Here is an 18,125-nt window from a genome sequence, read left to right on the forward strand (position 1 = left end):
TCAATGCTGTTAATGACACACTATGAACAATATCCCAAATATACTGACGCTGTTCCGAGTCGTACTGATTCCGTTTTTTCTTATCGCCTTCTATCTTCCTGTCGAATGGGCATATATCGCTGCAGCACTGGTTTTCAGTTTGGCGGCAATCACCGATTACCTTGACGGTTACCTGGCGCGCAAACTAGAGCAAAGCACCCCATTTGGGGCGTTTTTGGACCCTGTGGCCGATAAAGTGATGGTTGTTACCGCTTTGGTAGTCTTGGTTCATCACTATCAAGATCTGTGGGTAACTATTCCTGCCGTAGTGATGGTGGCGCGTGAAGTGATCATTTCGGCACTGCGTGAGTGGATGGCAGAACTGGGTAAACGCTCCACGGTTGCGGTGTCGAATATCGGCAAATACAAGACCACCTTCCAGATGATCTCGCTAATTGTGCTAATCGCTCAGCTACACCCAATGCTGCATATCGTTGGCATGGTAAGTTTATGGGCGGCAACCGGCCTAACTCTTTGGTCTATGGTGGTTTATTTACGTGCAGCTTGGCCAGAATTAATGCGTTAAGTGCACTAAATAAACGTTGCGGGCTAGTTTTTACTCGAACAGTCAAAAACATTAAAAAAGACTGTTGACCTAAATCCTGAGGCCGCTACAATGCACAGCACATCGAGGGGGCAGGGCGCTAAACCAGCTTCTTCGATATCAGCAAGACCTCTTGCTTGGAGTCAGAATAGTCACTGTTTTGATTCTAAAATGAAGCGGCACTAGCTCAGCTGGTAGAGCGCAACCTTGCCAAGGTTGAGGTCACGAGTTCGAACCTCGTGTGCCGCTCCAAACTTTCTTAAGAAAGTACGATGGCGGAATGGCAGAATGGCTATGCAGCGGATTGCAAATCCGTGGATCTCGGTTCGACTCCGGGTTCCGCCTCCATAACGCCCGGGTGGTGAAATTGGTAGACACAAGGGATTTAAAATCCCTCGCTGGTAACAGCGTGCCGGTTCAAGTCCGGCCCCGGGCACCACTTTCTTTAAAAAGGAAACAAGTTTTAAGATTCTCACTTAAAACTTTACAACGAAGCGGCACTAGCTCAGCTGGTAGAGCGCAACCTTGCCAAGGTTGAGGTCACGAGTTCGAACCTCGTGTGCCGCTCCAATTTAAGCCTCATGGCTTATGGTGTGAATGACAATCGTCAGGCAACACCAATCTTCAACTAGACTCTTCTAGTTAAGTAAGTACGGCGGAATGGCAGAATGGCTATGCAGCGGATTGCAAATCCGTGGATCTCGGTTCGACTCCGGGTTCCGCCTCCATCTTACTCTCTCTTCAAATTCTTTTATCTCCCCAAACGATGACAACTTTTTGAATTTATTCAATGAGTTCGCTATGGTTCGCGGTAACGTGTAACCATGCTTCAAGCTATGTCTAACAACAAACCTATCATGCTAATGGGCTGTACCTCAGATGCAGGTAAGTCTTGGATTGCTGCGCTGCTGTGTCGCCGTCTGGTTCAGCGGGGTGTCGATACCGCACCATTCAAAGCCCAGAATATGAGTAACAACGCGGCGGCCACCGACGATGGTGGCGAGATTGGCCGCGCGCAGTACCTGCAAGCGCAAGCGGCCAAGGTCGCGGCTACTACCGATATGAATCCGGTGTTGATCAAGCCTCACTGTGACACCCAAGCGCAGGTGATCGTGCAGGGCAAACGGGTGGATGATATCCATGCCCACGCTTGGCATGAACGCAAAGCCATACTGTGGCCCGCGGTTGAGAGTAGCCTCGGCAGGTTGCAATCCAAGCATCAGCAAATCGTAATTGAAGGTGCCGGCTCACCAGCCGAGGTGAATCTGCGCAAAAGCGATATTGTAAACATGGAAGTGGCGCTGGCCTGCAAGGCCGATGTGTATCTGGTGGTAGATATCGACCGAGGTGGTGCCTACGCCCATTTGCTTGGCACCATGCAGTGTATGAGCGAGCAAGAACGGGCATTGGTCAAAGGCTTCGTTATCAACAAATTTCGCGGTGAACAGGCGCTGCTGGATGATGCCAACCGGTGGATTGAGCAGCAAACCGGGGTACCGATTGTTGCGGTGATCCCCTATACCGCCAACCAACTGCCGGAAGAAGACAGCTTTAAGCACCGCTATAGCTGGCGTGCCAAACAGTTAAACGTTGCCTTAATCGCTTACCCTTTTGCCTCCAACCTCGAAGAGTTTGACCCGCTGTTCTACCAATCCGGCGTTAATATCGTACCGGTGACCCGTTACGAGACCCTTGGTGATTTTGACGCGGCGATACTCCCCGGCGCTAAGCAGGTGGCGGTAGCGCGCCGCTTTTTAAGTGACACCGGTTTGGATAAGGAGATAGCGAAGTTCGCCGCGAGCGATAAGCCATTGCTAGGTATTTGCGGCGGTATGCAGCTATTGGGCGGTGCAATCCGCGATCCCCATCAGATAGAGGGCGGCGACGTTAGCGGCTTGGGCTTATTGCCCATCGAGACCGAGCTTACGCCTAGTAAAACTACTGAAAAACGGCAAGTTGCGTGGCAAGGACATATGCTAGAGGGCTACGAGATCCACGTTGGCAGTTCTGTCACCACCTCTATGGCTGAGGCATATATTGAAGAGGGCACCGGTTGGCAGCAAGGCAACATTGCAGGGACTTATCTGCATGGCTTGTTCGAGAACCAGGTGTTTACCCAAGCGTGGTTAAGGCAACTTGGCTGGAGTGGTGTAGCAAGCGATTGGCAGGCACACCTCGACCAAGAGTTGGACCGCTTGTGCTGCCTGCTCGAAAGCCAGTTAGATGCGATTATCGACCGTTAGACTGCAATTGAAGGGGCTGGCCTAACGCCAGCCGTGCTCGCGGTAGTAACGCAGTGCGCCGGGATGAAGAGGTGCAGAGAGTCCCACCTTCACCATCTCTGTTTCGCTGAGCTGCGCTAACGCCGGGTGCAGGCTGCGCAGATAATCGAGGTTTTCCATTACTGCTGCGACAAAGTTATAGGCAGTCTGCTCGGACATATCAGATGTCACCACTAAGGTGGCACTTACCCCGAGTGTGGAAACACTGGTTGGATTACCCTGATAGATCCCCGGGGTGATGGTAATCGGGCGGAAATAGCTGTACTCCTGTGTGAGTGAATCAATCACACTCTCCGGAAACGACAGCAAGGTGGAGTCGCACATGGTGGTGGCTTGGTCGATAGACACGTTGGGATGGCCGACCACGTAAGCCACCGCGTCCACTTTACGGGTGCATAGGGCACGGCTTTGCTCGTCGGGCTTGAGTTCGCTAAGGGCGACTTGCGGTGGCTCCAGCCAACCGAGCGAGTCCATAATCAAACGCATGGTGGTGTGCTGGCCCGAGCCAGAGGGGCCGATGTTTACATTCTTGCCTTTGAGATCGAGCAGGGTGCTTAGCTCAAGGTCTTGGTGGGCCAACAAGGTGATGGCTTCTGAGTGCAGTGACATCAGCGAGCGCATCTTGCTAAAGCGCTCTTGCTGAGCAAAGCTGTTACGCCCCCAATAGGCTTGCCAGTGAATGTCTGATTGAACGATGGCTAAGTCTACCTCGCCTTTGAGCAAGTTGGACACATTGTCGATGGAGCCGCCGGAGCTCTCCGCGGTACAACTGATTTTGCGTTGGGTCTGGTTAACTTCCATTAGCCGACACAGAGCGTTCCCGATGGGGTAGTAAACACCGCTGACGTTGCCGGTACCCATGAACAAATACTCATTGGCTTTGAGTGGGGTAGTGAGCAGCAAAACGGAGGCTATCAGCAGTGAAAAAACGCGAGGGGCCAGCATGTCTATCCTTATGTTGTTGACGGCCATGTTGTTTTACCTAATTTCACGCGCATCTGTCTACATTGTTAACAATATAAACTCAGTTTTGTGTTCCGCACTTCGCTTTGATTTGCTTATACCAATCCATATAGATAAATGAACAGAGAATGCGCAGGGAAAGTCATTGAGGACGAGGAAGCGCTTGCCGTGACTAGTGGGCTAATTACAAAAGCGTTGACGCTGTCATCAATGATTTTAACCAGCAAGAATGCGCAGTTACCTAAATGGATTGGTATTACTATTAAAAGGTTTGTGGTGTTGCTACTATCAGTCTCCGCATTTAACGAGTTATCCCACATGACGAGCGGTGAGCATCTTCGCGCTGCTTTTATTCACTCACCGAATCTGTTCAATCATCGAATCTTGCCTTATGAACTTTCGCCGAATTAGACATTTCTTCCACTACTTTTATCTCAGCCTGAAACACCGAGGCGTCGCGTTGTTTGCCGGCTTCGTATCAGTGCAATCACTGTGGCTGTTAACCATGGCGCCGCTCACGCTGGCGGTAAGCGGCGGGCTGCTGAAGCTTTATGGCGAAGGCAGCGTGGCCAATGAGGACTTGCTCGGCTTCTTCCTGTCTCCGCTTGGTTACCTGCTGGCGACCTGGCTGGTCGGCATGAGCTTGTTTGGCGCATTTTGCCAGCATGCGGTGTTCGTGCTGTTACTGGCGCAGCATGATCATAAGCGCAAGTCCGTCTCCCAAGCGATTCAGATTTGGCTGGGCAGGGCGTGGCTGATTGCGCGTTTTGCGCTGCTGCAATCTGCGATGCTGATGGGCGTGGCCTTGTGTTTGCTGTTCCTAGGGCGTGCATTGTTTGGCTTACTATTGGCCGATTGGGATATCAACTTCTACTTGGATCAGCAGCGCAGTTCGTTGTGGTTGTATGTGGGCGTGTTAAGTGTGGTAGGGCTGCCCGTCGCGGTTTGGCTGCTGCGTCGCTGGCTTAGCTGGTGGTTGGCGCTGCCGCTGGCGGTGCTAAGTCGCGAGCCGCTGCTGCAAATGCTTGGCACTGCCAACCAACTAAGCAGAGGTTATCTCAAGCAAATATTCGGGCTAAACCTTAGTTGGCTGCTGCTCCGGGCAGTGATCTACTCCTCTGTAATTGCCAGTTATGTGTGGGTGATCCGCTGGCTCATCAGCTGGATCAGCCCCAGTGATGAGCAGTTGGTGGGGGTGTTCCTGCTGGTAGCTTCGATGCTGCTAACTGGTTACCTGCTGAGTTTTATCGATTCGCTGCTCTATGCGGCGCTACAGTACTACTACTTCCGGATCCAACGCCGCAGGACCCGAGCGATTGGTATTAATCAGCATCAAGACCTGATCCGTGAAGAGCGTCGGGTGCCCGTTCTGGTGCGTTATGTCATGCTAGCCGGTTTTGTCTTGGCTTCGTTTCAGGTGGTCTCCACCAACCGGGATATGCTCGGTTGGTTTAGTGAGGCCCGTAGCTTCGAGGTCATGGGCCATCGCGCCGGTGGATGGATGGCAGAAGAGAACTCTATGGAGGGGCTACAAGCGGCGATCGAGCTGGGGCTACCCTCTACCGAGATCGATATTCAGTTGACTGCCGACGGTCGCATTGTGGTGATCCACGACCGCGATCTTGGCCGGCTAACCCGCAGTCCGTTAGTGGTCAGCCAAAGCTCGTTGGCCGATATTCAGCAAGCCTTTGTGCAGGCCAACAAACCAGCGCCGTTGCCCTTTGAAGACTGGTTAGCGGTTGCTGAAGGGCAGATCAAGTTAAACATCGAACTCAAGCGTTATGACGACTCGCTTGCACTGGTGGATGCGTTGTTGGAGATGCTGGTGGGCTACCCGGATCGGGTGATCATCAGCTCGCTGGATACGCAACTGTTGGAGTACACCGCTGAGCGCATGGTCGAGTTCCCCCTCGAACATACCCCGCTATTGGCGCTGATTGAAGCGGCCAGTATCGGCGCTAGCCCGTTTAAACAGCAGCGCGACATGTTGATGGTCAGCCAGCGTTGGCTAAGCCCCTTGAGTCTGCTCGCCAGTAGCCAAGCCCAGCAAAAGGTCTATGTGTGGACGGTAAACCAGCCTAGCGAAGTGGAGCGTCTGTTCTACTTGGGCGTAGATGGGGTGATCACCGATGACCCGGAGATGGTGCTCGAGACGATGGAGCAGATCCGCGAGCGCAGCGAGCTACAACATGCGGTGAACGCTATGCGCCACTGGCTAAGCTTCTAGCACGGTTGCTCTAACTAGATTGCTCAAGCAATAGCTGCTTCATGCGTTGACCCGCTGGCCCGAGTTGCTCAGGCTGCGGGGCAACCAGATAGGCAGAAAGGCGGGTTATCGCGCCGCCTTGTACCTTTAACACCTTGTAGTCCCCAGTTGCTACCTGCGCATCAGCTAGGTGATTTGGCACCCAAGCAAAGCCTATCCCTTGCGCCAGGACCTCAAGCACCGCTTCAAAACTCTCCACGGTCCAGCGCTGTTCGGCGAGCAACCAGCCGCGAGACGGCAGGGGTTTCGAGCCAGTCTCTGCAACCACTAGCTGCAGTTCTTGGCTTAGTTCATCGATGCTAAGGGACTGATCCACACTGGCAAGTGGATGGCTGCAGTGGGTAATAGGGATGAGGTCGATATAGCCGAAAAACTCGCCCAGTACCCCTTGCGGCAAGGTGGCGGTAATCACCAAATCCGCTCTGGCTTGCTCTATGGCTTCTACCGTGCCCGACAACACCGTTTCCATCATTCTAACCCGGGTGCCACGGCACTCCGGTAAGAAGCGCTTGAGTGCTTTTATGACTAAAGCGCGCGATACCACCTTGTCATAGGCAATAGTAAGCTGAGGCTCCCAACCTTGGCCGAGGTTAGTAGCTAACTGTTCCAGCTCATGTACGCCTTCGGTAAGTAGTTTGCTGCGCCGCAGCATTACTTCGCCTGCTTCGGTGAGTTGAGCTTTGCGCCCAACGACTTCTAACAGTTGAATACCGAGTTGGCTTTGCAGCTTGGCCACGGCGTGGTTAAGTGAAGATTGGCTCTTGCTAAGTTTATCTGCTGCCTGCGCGTAGCCCCCATGTTCTACGACTGCCTGAAAAATCCGCCATTGCTCGAGGGTTGATTTGGCGCGCGGGCTGGTAGACATAAGCATTCACCTCAGATGGTGGGGGAGCAGGAAGCCGAGCGTACGGCCCGGCTCTGAGTCGGCTACTTGGGCTGGGCGTCCAGACTTTGGCCGGTGACCTGTTCGCTGTCGTCGCTCATCAAGTACAAGTAAGTCGGCATAATGTCCAGCGGGGTCTTTAAGGTCATCGGATCTTCGCCCGGGTAGGCGGTAGCGCGCATTAAGGTGCGGGTAGCGCCGGGGTTAATACAGTTAACCCTTACTCCAAGCTTTTGATATTCGTCGGCAATTGTCTGCGACATGCCCTCAATGGCAAATTTGGAGATGGCATAGGTGCCCCAATACGCGCGGCCCTTTTTGCCTACGCTGGAGCTGGTAAAGATCAGTGAGGCCTTGGCGGATTTTTGCATCAGCGGCAGCAGTGCTTGGGCGAGCAGGAACTGGGACTTTACATTCACCTGCATGATCAGGTCCCACTCATCTTCTGGGATCTGGTTAAACTGGCCGAGCACGCCAATATTGGCGGCGTTAAGCAAAGCGCCATCGAGTCGACTAAACTGGCTCTCTATGGTGGCCGCCATATCCAGATAGTTCTGGCGGGTAGCCCCTTTTAGATCGAGGGGCACAATCGCCGGCTCTGGTGCACCAGCGGCCACAATTTCATCGTAGACCTGCTCGAGCTTAGCCACTGTGCGACCGAGCAAGATCACCGTGGCCCCTAGGCCCGCATAACTGAGTGCTGCTTGTTTACCGATGCCATCACCGGCACCAGTGACCAAAATCACTTTGTCTTTAAGAGAGTTATCAGCGGCTTGATAGAGGTGGGGGGCGATCGGGTGCATATCCTTCCTTAGTTGTGCACTAGAGCACAAACTTTAAACAAATGTTTCAATCACAATACCACTTCTGGTTTGACCTGTTAAATTAATGTAAATGCAATGTGCATGTTACGTGAACAGAAACAGAAGGAATTGCTAATGTCGTTTACTACGAAGGCTGCCGGTAGTCTCGCGATTGCCCTGAGTTTGGGTTTGAGCGGATGTGGAGGCAGCGATTCGCCGTTTGATTTCGAAGATGATACCACGCCTGTCGCGCCCCCCTCAGCAAAAATCAGCTTCGATCCGCTGGCCGGAGTGGTCTCCACGCCGAACAATCTGCTGTTCTCTGGCAGCTTAGATGGAACGGTTAACCTGCCAGACGAAGCAGCGTTAACCATGGCTGCGCAGTATCAGGATGTGAGTGTGGTACTCGGTGCGTTGGACGGCTGGCAGTTGTCGGTGCCCATCTCAATCCCACTGGCCTACGGTGAGCACGACGCAGATTACGATGAGCTAACCCACTCGGCATTAGACGAAACCACCTTCCCAGCCGGAGTGATGCTGTATAAGGCGCGCGTATCCGGCTTTGCCGATGACTGTAGTGATGTAACCGAAAACGGCGGCAGTTTTAGTGCTGGCCAAACCTGTCGTATCGACGAAGCTTTGAACTATGGCGAGGACTTTGTTGCCAGCTTCTCCGGCGGCGACTTGGTCATTGTGCCTCTCAAGCCTTTCGATGCGGCGAGCTCGTATTTAATTGCACTGAATGCTGATCTGATGGATCTGGCCGGCGCCTCAGTGCATGCTTCAGAAGCCTATGAAGAGCTGGCAACGGCCTCGTTGGCGGAGCTAAGCGGCACTGCACTGTCCATCGCCTCGCTTATCCAATGGGATAACGGCCTGCTGGCGGCGGAAGGTGTTAGTGATGTTATTTACACCGCGACCTTTACTACTCAATCATCCAATGCGGTGCTGGACTCGGTGGCTCAGGTATACGATGGTATGGCGGCAGTGAGCGCCTTAACCATGCCGGCGCTCACTGCCACCGGCTTGACCGCGGCAGATATCGCCACCACTTATCTAGGTGCCAGTACGCCAAGTATGGCGGCATCAATGTACTACCAAACCACCTTAAGCGTGCCGTACTATCTATCTGATCTTGCAGCGCCAACCGTGACCGATGTTAACGGTTGGGCGCAGGCGCAATCGGACAGTCCGGTCGCGGTGCTGCAACTGCTATCAGGCAACGCAGATTTTGCAGATCTTGCCAGTGCTACCGGTTTTGCTGCGCAGGCGACCATGCAAGGGTTTGACCCTACCGCCGTGTTAATCGCTGCAGGCTCGGGTGATACAGCTACAGCCGCCGCGCTGCTAGCCGCCTCGGGGCTAACCGGTTTGACCTATATGAACGAGAGTGGTGACTCGGTGCCGGTCGATTTTGCCCGTCACCTGACCGCTTACAACCCAGTACCCGAGGTGAAAAGCACCGCAAGCCTAACTGTTGATGTGTACCTGCCGGATACCAGCATCCTTACCAGTTTGACCATGCCAGCTGGCGGTTGGCCGGTTGTTATATTCCAGCATGGAATTTCCACCATCAAAGAGCTCACCTCGGCTATTGCGCCTGCTTACAACGCTGCTGGTTTTGCCGTAGTGGCGATTGATTTGCCTTACCATGGTTCACGCGGTATCGATGTGGATATGGATGGGGTAGATGAGTTTAATGCCAGCACCACCTTTAGTGCGGTCCCTGCATGGGCAAACGCCGATGACTTGGTGTTTATGAACCTTGGAAGCACCTTAAGCATTCGCGATAACGTACGACAAGCTGGTGCCGACATCTTGGCCCTGCGTGCGGCGTTGTCCGCCAGTGGTATCGCCCAGCTCGATGGCTCAAATGTGCATCTGGCGGGGCAGTCGCTAGGCGCGATGGTCGCTATCCCTGCGGTTGCGACGGCCAACAACTACACCGCGAGCTTTGGTACTGACTTTAGCTTTACCAGTGCTGGCTTTAGTGTGCCGGGCCAAGCGGCGGCAGGGGTTATCGTGAACTCCGCTACCTTTGGTCCAGAGATCCAAGCTGGCCTGAAAGAGAACGAGGGTTACCTAACCCTCGTGGCTAACGGTTTGGGCTTTACCGGCGACGACGCCTTGACTCAGTTTGAGGCATACCGCGAAGCCAATCCAGAGGCTGCTGAGTTTCTCATCGAGGCCAACTTCCCAGCCTTCCTAAGTGTGTTCTCGGGTGTGGTACAGAGCGTGATTGATGGCGCCGATCCATTGGCTCATGCCAGCCGCATTACTAGCCCGGTATTGCTGCACGAAGTGGTAGGTGATGGCGCCGACAGCCTCAGTGACCAAACCATCCCTAACAATGTCGAGGGCCAACCCTTAGTGGGTACCGATCCTCTCATTGCCAATTTTGGTTTGGCTACTACCGAGGTCACTGCAGCCGGTAGTCACGCAGTGCGCTTTAGCAAGGGGATCCACGGCAGCTTGATTTCTACCGCGGGTGGTATCGATGTGACCACCGAGATGCAAACCCAAATGGCCACCTTTGCCGCGACCGGCGGTGCTACCGTGCTGATTAGCGATAGCAGCGTTATCGCGCCGTAGTTTACCACCCACGTTAAACCAAGCACTTAAAGCCCGCGTTTGCGGGCTTTGTCGTTTTGGAGTTGCATGCTTGCTGTGGTACAACAGAGCAGATAATTAAAAAGGAGAAACTTTTTGGAATTTCTTATCGAATATGGTCTGTTTTTAGCCAAAGCCCTTACCGTATTGGTTGCGTTGGTTGTGCTTATCGTGGTTATTGCCGCAAGCTCGAACCGTCAGCGTCACAAAAGCGGTGAGCTTGAGGTGAAAGATCTCTCCAAGGCCCACAAAGAAGGCGTCGAAAAACTGCAGCATGGTTTGCTGAACAAAGAACAACTTAAAGCGCAAAAGAAGAAGCTTAAAGCCGAGCAAAAAGCTGCCAAGAAAGAGAAAAAAGAAGAGAGCAAACCCAAGCTGTTTGTGATCGACTTTAAAGGCAGCATCGATGCCAAAGAAGTGGCGGGTCTGCGTGAAGAAGTCAGCTCGGTGATCGCGATTGCCCAAGAGGGCGACGAGGTATTGCTGCGTTTGGAAAGCGGTGGCGGTGTCGTACATGGTTATGGTCTGGCGGCCAGCCAACTTACCCGCTTGCGCGATAAGGGCATTAAGCTAACCGTTGCCGTAGATAAAGTTGCAGCCAGCGGCGGCTATATGATGGCCTGTATTGCCGACAAACTGATTGCTGCGCCATTTGCGATTGTCGGCTCGATTGGCGTGATCGCCCAGATCCCTAACTTTAATAAAGTGCTCAAGCGTAACGACATTGAATTCGAGCAGATCACCGCCGGCGAGTACAAGCGCACCTTGACCATGTTTGGTGAGAACACCGACGCTGCCCGCGATAAGTTCCGCACCGAAATCCAAGAAACCCACGAGCTGTTTAAAGACTTTGTGCAAAGCAACCGCCCACAGCTCGACTTGGCGAAAGTTGCTACCGGTGAGCATTGGTTCGGTAAGCAAGCGCTGGATCTGGAGCTGGTGGATGAGCTACGCACCAGTGATGACTACCTGATGGACAGCTACGCTGATCATCAAGTGATCCAACTGCAATACCACGGCAAGAAAAAACTGGCAGAGAAGCTTTCTCAAGCGGCCAGCAGTGGAGTAGAGCAGGGCGTCAAACAGGTTACTCAAAGCTCGCTTTGGGATTGGACCAAGTAAGCCCTTCGCTTATTGAGTCAAACAGCGCCCAAGGGCGCTGTTTTTGTATCGATTGTTCGCTTTGGGTGGGCAGATAATCGGCAAACGCTCACCTGAGCCTATCAACATCCTTGCCAGCCCTTGTCACAGTCAGCTAATTCAGCGAATATACTCCAATTAAATTCTGTAGTTACGAGATAGGTAGGCTTGCGATGAGTGAGGCGGAAAAACGCCCTAGCAACTTTATTCGTCAAATCATTGATGAAGACTTGAAAACCGGGAAGCACACCAGTGTTCACACCCGTTTCCCACCTGAACCCAACGGTTACTTGCACATCGGTCACGCAAAATCGATCTGCTTGAACTTTGGCATCGCTCAAGACTACCAGGGTCAATGTAATCTTCGCTTCGACGATACCAACCCTGAGAAAGAAGACATCGACTACGTAAACTCCATTCAGCAAGACGTGAAATGGCTTGGCTTCGAATGGAGCGGTGAGGTGTGCTACTCCTCGGGTTACTTCGACCGTTTGTATGGCTATGCCATCGAGTTGATCGAAAAAGGCCTGGCGTATGTGGACTTCCTGACTCCGGAAGAAGCCCGCGAGTACCGTGGCACCCTGAGCGCGCCGGGTAAAAACAGCCCATACCGCGACACACCGGTGGAAGAGAACTTGGCGCTATTCGAGAAGATGCGAGCTGGCGAGTTCAAAGAAGGTGAGTGTAGCCTGCGCGCCAAGATCGACATGAGCTCAAGCTTTATGTGTATGCGCGATCCAGTACTGTACCGGGTTAAGTTTGCTCACCATCACCAAACCGGTGACAAGTGGTGCATCTACCCGATGTACGACTTCACCCACTGTATCTCAGATGCCATCGAGGGAATCACTCACTCGCTGTGTACCCTGGAGTTCCAAGATAACCGTCGCCTGTACGACTGGGTTCTCGAGAATATCAGCATCGAGTGTCAGCCACGTCAGTACGAGTTCTCTCGTCTGAACCTGGAATACACCTTGATGTCCAAGCGTAAGCTGAATGCATTGGTAGTCGACAAGCATGTAAATGGTTGGGACGATCCTCGTATGCCAACCATTGCCGGTCTGCGTCGCCGCGGCTACCCCGCGGCGTCTATCCGCGAGTTCTGTAAGCGCATTGGCGTGACCAAGATGGAAAACATGGTAGAGATGCCGATGTTGGAAGCCTGTGTACGCGACGAGCTAAACGAGAACGCACCTCGCGCCATGGCCGTGCTTGAGCCGCTGAAAGTGGTTATCGAAAACTACCCAGAAGGGCAGGTCGAGCAAGTCGAAGGTCCGTTGCACCCAAGCAAAGAAGAGATGGGATCACGCATGATGCCATTTAGCCGTGAGCTATACATCGAGCGTGATGATTTCCGCGAAGAAGCGAACAAGAAGTACAAGCGTTTGGTAATCGGCAAATCGGTACGCCTGCGTAACGCCTATGTGATTACCGCCGAGCGCTGCGACAAAGACGCCGACGGTAACATCACCACCGTGTACTGCAGCTACAACCCAGATACCTTGGGTAAAAACCCAGAAGACGGCACCAAGCCAAAAGGTGTTATCCACTGGGTAGCGGCAGAGGGCGCGGTAGAGGCCGAATTCCGCCTGTACGACCGCCTGTTCACCGTGCCAAACCCAGCGGCTGAAGAAGACTTCACCACTGTATTAAACGAAGAGTCTTTGGTGGTGCTCAAAGGTGTGGTTGAGCCTGCGCTGGTTAACGCTGAAGCCGAAGTGGCCTATCAGTTCGAGCGTCAGGGTTATTTCTGCGCTGACAACAAAGACAGCAGCAAAGACAAACTGGTATTTAACCGTACCGTCGGTCTGCGCGACAGTTGGGCCAAAATCGCTGGATAAGCGTATATACACCTGACGTAAAAACTAAAAAGTAGCTCCCTAGGTAATTAGTGTGAGCTACTTTTTACTATCTGCGGGTCTATATCCCAGATAGCAGTAAGAGGACATGGAAATGGGTAAAACCGAGTTAATCAACGCAAGCCAAGCCTTGCCTGGCCGCGACACCGCCCTCGATATCAGCGGAACTCACGCGGTAAACGGTAGCAACATGCTGCCTCCCTATGATGCCAATTATGAAATCGCCCACTTCGCACTAGGTTGCTTTTGGGGCGCCGAACGCCTGTTCTGGCAGCTAGAGGGCGTCGTATCCACCGCCGTTGGCTATGGTGGCGGCTTTACACCCAACCCCACCTATGAAGAAGTGTGCAGCGGTGATACCGCTCACGCCGAAGTCGTGCTGGTGGTGTTCGACCCAGCCAAGATTTCCTACCAACAATTGGTCACCGCTTTTTTCGAGCACCACGACCCAACCCAAGGCATGCGCCAAGGCGGCGATATCGGTACCCAATACCGTTCAGCCTTGTATGTTCACAACGAGCAGCAGCAAGCAGTAGCAGAAACCGCCTTAGCCAATTACCAACAAGCACTCAGCGAGCAGGGCGTTGAATCGGCAATTACCACCGAGGTAACAGCGTTCTCCAACTTCTATTTTGCTGAAGAGTATCACCAACAGTATCTGTACAAGAACCCGCAGGGCTATTGCGGGCTCGGCGGGCTAGGGGTGTGTATGCCGCCTTCGTTGCAAGGGTAGGCCACGTCTAAGCTAGGGCGCTGCTCGTGTTGTAGGTGCAGCGTCGGCACGTTAGCCATCTATCTGTTAATCCTTCATATGTCTTTCATTGCCGCCTCGCGTTGTATGTTGGCGGCGTTTCATCGAACGGAGTTCACTGCTCATCCATTTTTGTGCGATGCCATCATCTGGTAAGGCCCGAAAAAAATAGAGAAGTCTCAGATGAGTTAGCATTGAGACTTCAATCAGGTGACATGACTTATTAACTACTCATAAGGGCCAGGCTCAACAAGGTACCAATGATAATCAAGCATTGATTCAATATAGTGGCGCTCTGACTCTAGCTCGCGTCCCCAAGTGATGTGTTTACGATCTTCCCTTATAGCAAACATATAGTTTGCATCGCTGCCAATGTCGTATGATCTGCGTCCGGGCATGCTGATTACGTTTGCAACCCCACTTTTCAGGCCCTCTTCGACTTTGCCATCGTCTCCTTCACCGATCGTGCTACCCCATGTAAACACGCGGCCATCGTGGTCTACACCGGCAAAACTATGGGGGGAAGACGTAATTGTCAGGGTATCGTGATATACGTTATCGGGGGCCTCATGGCCTTGCCACGTCACCATTCGGCCATCTGCCTTAAGAACAGTCATATGGTTATGACTTGTGAGAACATCCACCACATCGTGCGCTAGCTCTTTACGCACTTCATCGTCGAGAAACTTTGCAGCTGACCCCCAAACAACAAGGGAGCCATCTTCTTTGAGAGCTGCGAAACTCCGGAATGTAGAGAACAGCTTTACAACTCCACTTTCGAGCTGATCTTCTACATCACTAATATCGTCACCATCGCAATCATAGTTTGAACCCCAAACGGTAACCTTACCGTTTACATCAAGGGCTGCATGCGAGCCGTAAGTAGACTGAAGGTCTATAACGTGGTCAACCTCTGGTCTGATGACTTCAATACCGTTTTGAAGGTTCAATGTTATCGCTTTTCCATTCTCACGAATAATTGAGAACCCCCAGTGATAAGGAACTACCTTTATTACGCCTGATTTAAGCTCCTCCACGTCGTCATAAAGGTGATAACCCCACACGACCAGACTCGTATCATCTTTTAGCGCGGCAAACTGGCACCTTGAGGCGAAAATATCAATGACACCCGAAGAGAGCTCGTCAAACATGTCAGAACCGTTTGCGCCGCACATTGGCCCGCTTGCCCAAGTAACAACACTCCCGTCTTCCATCAGTGCTGCGTTAGCAAATATGTTGTGTGTTGTGTAGTTTATTCCGCGCGCCAACTCGTCCTCAACCTCACTGATGTTCCAATCAATTCCCCATGCGTAGGTTGAACCATCTTCATACTCGGCTAGGAATGTGTGATTTAGCGAATGAATCGTTAGCAGTTCGGTATCTGGGTAAAGTTTATCTAGCTCAACACCTCTCAAGATACCCCGCCCGATACCGAAGTAGGTTCCATCTAGTCGCTTAGCAACCAAACCACTACTGTGTAAATAAAAATCAGTCGCGTAGTTAGGACGAGCGACAACAACAGAATCTTCACTAAGGTCTTCGTTATACGCAGTTACCTTCAAATGAAGACTTTGATCTCGAAAAATAGGCTGAATATCAAGTGAGGCCCCATCCCCTAGACTTAGGCCATTGTAAAACCATTCATACGTAATTTCTCCGTTACAGTTTGTACATTCAGCTGAAGCGGTGACATTGTAGTAATCACCAGTTACTTCGATGTTTTTGATTTGTGGGGGGATGGCCGGAGGCGGTGTGACTTCGTCATTACTGTTATCGCTTGATTTACAAGCGATTAGTGTAATTGCAATCAATGGTACTAAGCAGGTTTTCATATAGAGCGATTTAGATGTTGGTTAGTTGTGACAGATAACCAGCAGCATTGTAGCACATGATCTCAGAAATCAGACCTAATGCAACCCATGGCATCGTCATGGGCTTAAGTGGCGACATTATGTGTGGTTAAGGTGTCGGTATTCAGTGCATGAGGATGGTGTAGGTGGGAAAACTAGGCTGAAGCGTGTCTATTGGTTGCGGCCTGGCTTCATCCAATGCTTATCGATATGATTGTATTGAGCTTTTTACTTTCTACTTGCGGTTGCCCAATGAACATCCGGCACTTACAAACGCAAAGAACTATCTACCTGAAGCTCTGCACCTTCGCCAATCCGTTGTTCAACCAGTTGCTTTAACTCGCGATAATCGTCAGCCTCAAGTGGTGTAGAGCTGACGATATCGAGCTTAATCGTAAGCGGATTTACTTGTAGCACTTGTACTCGCTGAATCATAATTTTGCCGCTGGTAAGGCCTTCCAGAGCCTCGTTAACTTGAGTTTTCTGCGCCATTTTGTTGAAGCTAATGGCCAGCGGAACGCTCACAAGAGCAACCGCTAAAGCCGAGAACAGCAAACCTTTGCGGGCGCGTTTGAAGGGGGCAAAGCCGAGTACCAAAAAGGTTGCGGCTGCGGCCAACACTATGCCAGCTAAGTTGGTCAGAAACAGTAGCAATGCACCGGCGACTAGCTCAACTTCCATCCATCCCAAGCCAATCCCCGCCACCGCTAACGGCGGAACAAGTGCGACGGCGATGGCCACCCCAGCCAAGCTTTTGGTAATAGCAGCACGCGCATGGGCATATGCGCCCGCGATACCGGATATCACGGCGACGCCAAGGTCTAACAAGGTTGGGCTTACTCGCGCTGCAATCTCGCTGGTGGTGTGTTGCAGTGGTAGCAACCAGGTGCACAGCACTGCAAACAGCAGGGCTAACCCCAAGCCAGTGCTTAGCGTGGTGATACTGCCTTTAAGCAAGCTCTCATCTTGCCGTGCGAGTGCCATGGCCAGCGAGATGATTGGCCCCATCAGTGGGGCGAGGATCATCGCACCGATGATCACCGGCGGTGAGTCGGCGAACAGCCCCAAGGAGGCGAGTAAGGTCGAGAGGATCATTAAGGTGAGGAACACCGGCGAGGGGCTCGCTTGCTCCCTTAGGGTTTGGTAGAGCTCTCGGAAGTCATCTTGAGCTGCGTGGGCGACCCAGCGCAGTGGCTTGGCGCAAAGCTCTGTGATGCCTTCGCCTTTTGGTAGGTGTTGCAGGCGTCGCGATTCTTTTTCCGGGGTAGCCGCTCGTTCAATACTTAGCTTGCTCGAAGGCAGCAACTGCAGCGCTCGAGGGTGGTTGGTAAAGCTGAGCTCGCGTGAACACATGCTGGTTCCATCATGGCTGTATTCTATACCCGGATCGCAGGCAATCTTTAGCTCGTCGGTTTTGAGCGTGCCCACGCTGCGTGGCAAGGTGGCTTGTTGACGGGCAAACAGTGCCACTAGCATCACAGCGAGTAACTCCATCACACTGCGTGGCGCTAAGAGCAAGATATGAAACATGCCGTCGTTAAGGTGGGAGTCACTCAGCAGGCGTTTTCCAATGGTAGAGTTTCGGCCGTGCTCTACCACTGTTATCCCAACGGCGGCTGTACAGAATGCTTCGTTATTACGCGTGGTTAGATGATAGGCCTTCGGTTGAATGCTGCTTAGTTTGCTTATGTAGTGCTTAAATTTGAGCAGTTTGGCCTTAAAGCCTGATACTTCAGCGCCGGGAACAAAGCCATACATATCGCCGATGGTCACCGACTGAAGAATCGGTAGTTGATTACACATAAGCAAGTCGACGGCTTCTGGTTCTACCTGCAGGTAGTGATCTACTGCTTGATCTAACTTGCTATCCAGCGCTAAGCCCTTACTGGCCATGGCCGCGTTAGGGTGGGGCAGCACCGCAAGTTGCGTTTCACTGGCAAGGAACAAAGGCAGCGTACTGCGTAGCTGTTCATCACTAAGAAACAGCCAGCAGATCTGACACGCCTGTTCAGGCACCTCAAGCGAGCTTGTATACGGGAGGAAGAACGCCTCTCGGTGCTCTAGCAGGGCGGAGAGCTGTTGCTCAATCTCACTAAACTCTGACTCGTCATAAATCACTAAATCGACCATTACAC

12 protein-coding genes and 5 tRNA genes are annotated in these 18,125 nt (G+C 52.4%); 12 read left to right on the forward strand and 5 right to left on the reverse strand.

The annotated features are described in order from the left end of the window. The first annotated feature begins 22 nt into the window (after positions 1-22). From pgsA to G461_RS0122105, 7 genes are all read left to right on the forward strand, one after another. Positions 23-565 carry a CDP-diacylglycerol--glycerol-3-phosphate 3-phosphatidyltransferase gene (gene pgsA, locus G461_RS0122075; RefSeq protein WP_026973488.1) on the forward strand — a complete coding sequence of 181 codons (543 nt, stop codon included), beginning with the start codon at positions 23-25 and terminating at the stop codon, positions 563-565. Between the two features lie 194 nt (positions 566-759). Beyond that, positions 760-835, forward strand: a tRNA-Gly gene (locus G461_RS0122080). A 22-nt stretch (positions 836-857) separates the two neighbouring features. Continuing rightward, positions 858-931, forward strand: a tRNA-Cys gene (locus G461_RS0122085). 4 nt (positions 932-935) lie between these two features. Further along, a tRNA-Leu gene (locus tag G461_RS0122090) sits at positions 936-1,022 on the forward strand. Positions 1,023-1,077: 55 nt separating this feature from the next. Further along, a tRNA-Gly gene (locus tag G461_RS0122095) sits at positions 1,078-1,153 on the forward strand. A gap of 84 nt (positions 1,154-1,237) precedes the next feature. Then, positions 1,238-1,311 (forward strand) — tRNA-Cys (locus tag G461_RS0122100). A gap of 108 nt (positions 1,312-1,419) precedes the next feature. Then, a complete protein-coding gene (locus G461_RS0122105) occupies positions 1,420-2,826 on the forward strand; it encodes a cobyric acid synthase (protein ID WP_035481163.1) in 1,407 nt (468 codons plus the stop codon). Positions 2,827-2,847: 21 nt separating this feature from the next. Here G461_RS0122105 and G461_RS0122110 read toward each other — a convergent pair whose 3' ends face one another. Further along, positions 2,848-3,810 (reverse strand): TAXI family TRAP transporter solute-binding subunit, encoded by a 963-nt coding sequence (locus tag G461_RS0122110; RefSeq protein WP_026973490.1) that lies wholly within the window; start codon positions 3,808-3,810, stop codon positions 2,848-2,850. Positions 3,811-4,219: 409 nt separating this feature from the next. Here G461_RS0122110 and G461_RS0122120 point away from each other — a divergent pair, with 409 nt between their 5' ends. After that, positions 4,220-6,055 (forward strand): glycerophosphodiester phosphodiesterase, encoded by a 1,836-nt coding sequence (locus tag G461_RS0122120; protein WP_084429486.1) that lies wholly within the window; start codon positions 4,220-4,222, stop codon positions 6,053-6,055. Positions 6,056-6,065: 10 nt separating this feature from the next. Here G461_RS0122120 and G461_RS0122125 read toward each other — a convergent pair whose 3' ends face one another. Together G461_RS0122125 and G461_RS0122130 are read right to left on the reverse strand one after the other, a co-directional pair. Beyond that, on the reverse strand, positions 6,066-6,959 hold the full coding sequence (locus G461_RS0122125; RefSeq protein ID WP_026973493.1) for a LysR family transcriptional regulator: 894 nt from the start codon (positions 6,957-6,959) through the stop codon (positions 6,066-6,068). A gap of 62 nt (positions 6,960-7,021) precedes the next feature. Then, positions 7,022-7,780 (reverse strand): YciK family oxidoreductase, encoded by a 759-nt coding sequence (locus G461_RS0122130; RefSeq protein WP_026960573.1) that lies wholly within the window; start codon positions 7,778-7,780, stop codon positions 7,022-7,024. Between the two features lie 135 nt (positions 7,781-7,915). Between G461_RS0122130 and G461_RS0122135 the strand changes: the two genes are divergently transcribed. The 4 genes from G461_RS0122135 (at position 7,916) to msrA (ending at position 14,122) form a co-directional block, all read left to right on the forward strand. Continuing rightward, positions 7,916-10,372, forward strand: a complete 2,457-nt coding sequence (locus tag G461_RS0122135; RefSeq protein WP_035481137.1) for a VolA/Pla-1 family phospholipase — start codon at positions 7,916-7,918, stop codon at positions 10,370-10,372. 114 nt (positions 10,373-10,486) lie between these two features. Then, positions 10,487-11,512: a protease SohB gene (gene sohB, locus G461_RS25190; protein ID WP_035481139.1), complete on the forward strand. Its 1,026-nt coding sequence runs from the start codon at positions 10,487-10,489 to the stop codon at positions 11,510-11,512. A 191-nt stretch (positions 11,513-11,703) separates the two neighbouring features. After that, positions 11,704-13,371: a glutamine--tRNA ligase gene (gene glnS / locus G461_RS0122145; RefSeq protein ID WP_026973495.1), complete on the forward strand. Its 1,668-nt coding sequence runs from the start codon at positions 11,704-11,706 to the stop codon at positions 13,369-13,371. 106 nt (positions 13,372-13,477) lie between these two features. Then, positions 13,478-14,122 carry a peptide-methionine (S)-S-oxide reductase MsrA gene (gene msrA, locus G461_RS0122150; RefSeq protein ID WP_026973496.1) on the forward strand — a complete coding sequence of 215 codons (645 nt, stop codon included), beginning with the start codon at positions 13,478-13,480 and terminating at the stop codon, positions 14,120-14,122. A gap of 245 nt (positions 14,123-14,367) precedes the next feature. Here msrA and G461_RS0122155 read toward each other — a convergent pair whose 3' ends face one another. Beyond that, positions 14,368-15,972: an RCC1 domain-containing protein gene (locus tag G461_RS0122155; RefSeq protein ID WP_026973497.1), complete on the reverse strand. Its 1,605-nt coding sequence runs from the start codon at positions 15,970-15,972 to the stop codon at positions 14,368-14,370. Positions 15,973-16,257: 285 nt separating this feature from the next. Continuing rightward, positions 16,258-18,120: a TIGR00341 family protein gene (locus G461_RS0122160; protein ID WP_026973498.1), complete on the reverse strand. Its 1,863-nt coding sequence runs from the start codon at positions 18,118-18,120 to the stop codon at positions 16,258-16,260. Between the last annotated feature and the right edge of the window lie 5 nt (positions 18,121-18,125).

Origin of the sequence: Aliagarivorans marinus DSM 23064 (genome assembly GCF_000429485.1) — a bacterium.
GTDB classification, from domain to species: Bacteria; Pseudomonadota; Gammaproteobacteria; order Enterobacterales; family Celerinatantimonadaceae; genus Aliagarivorans; species Aliagarivorans marinus.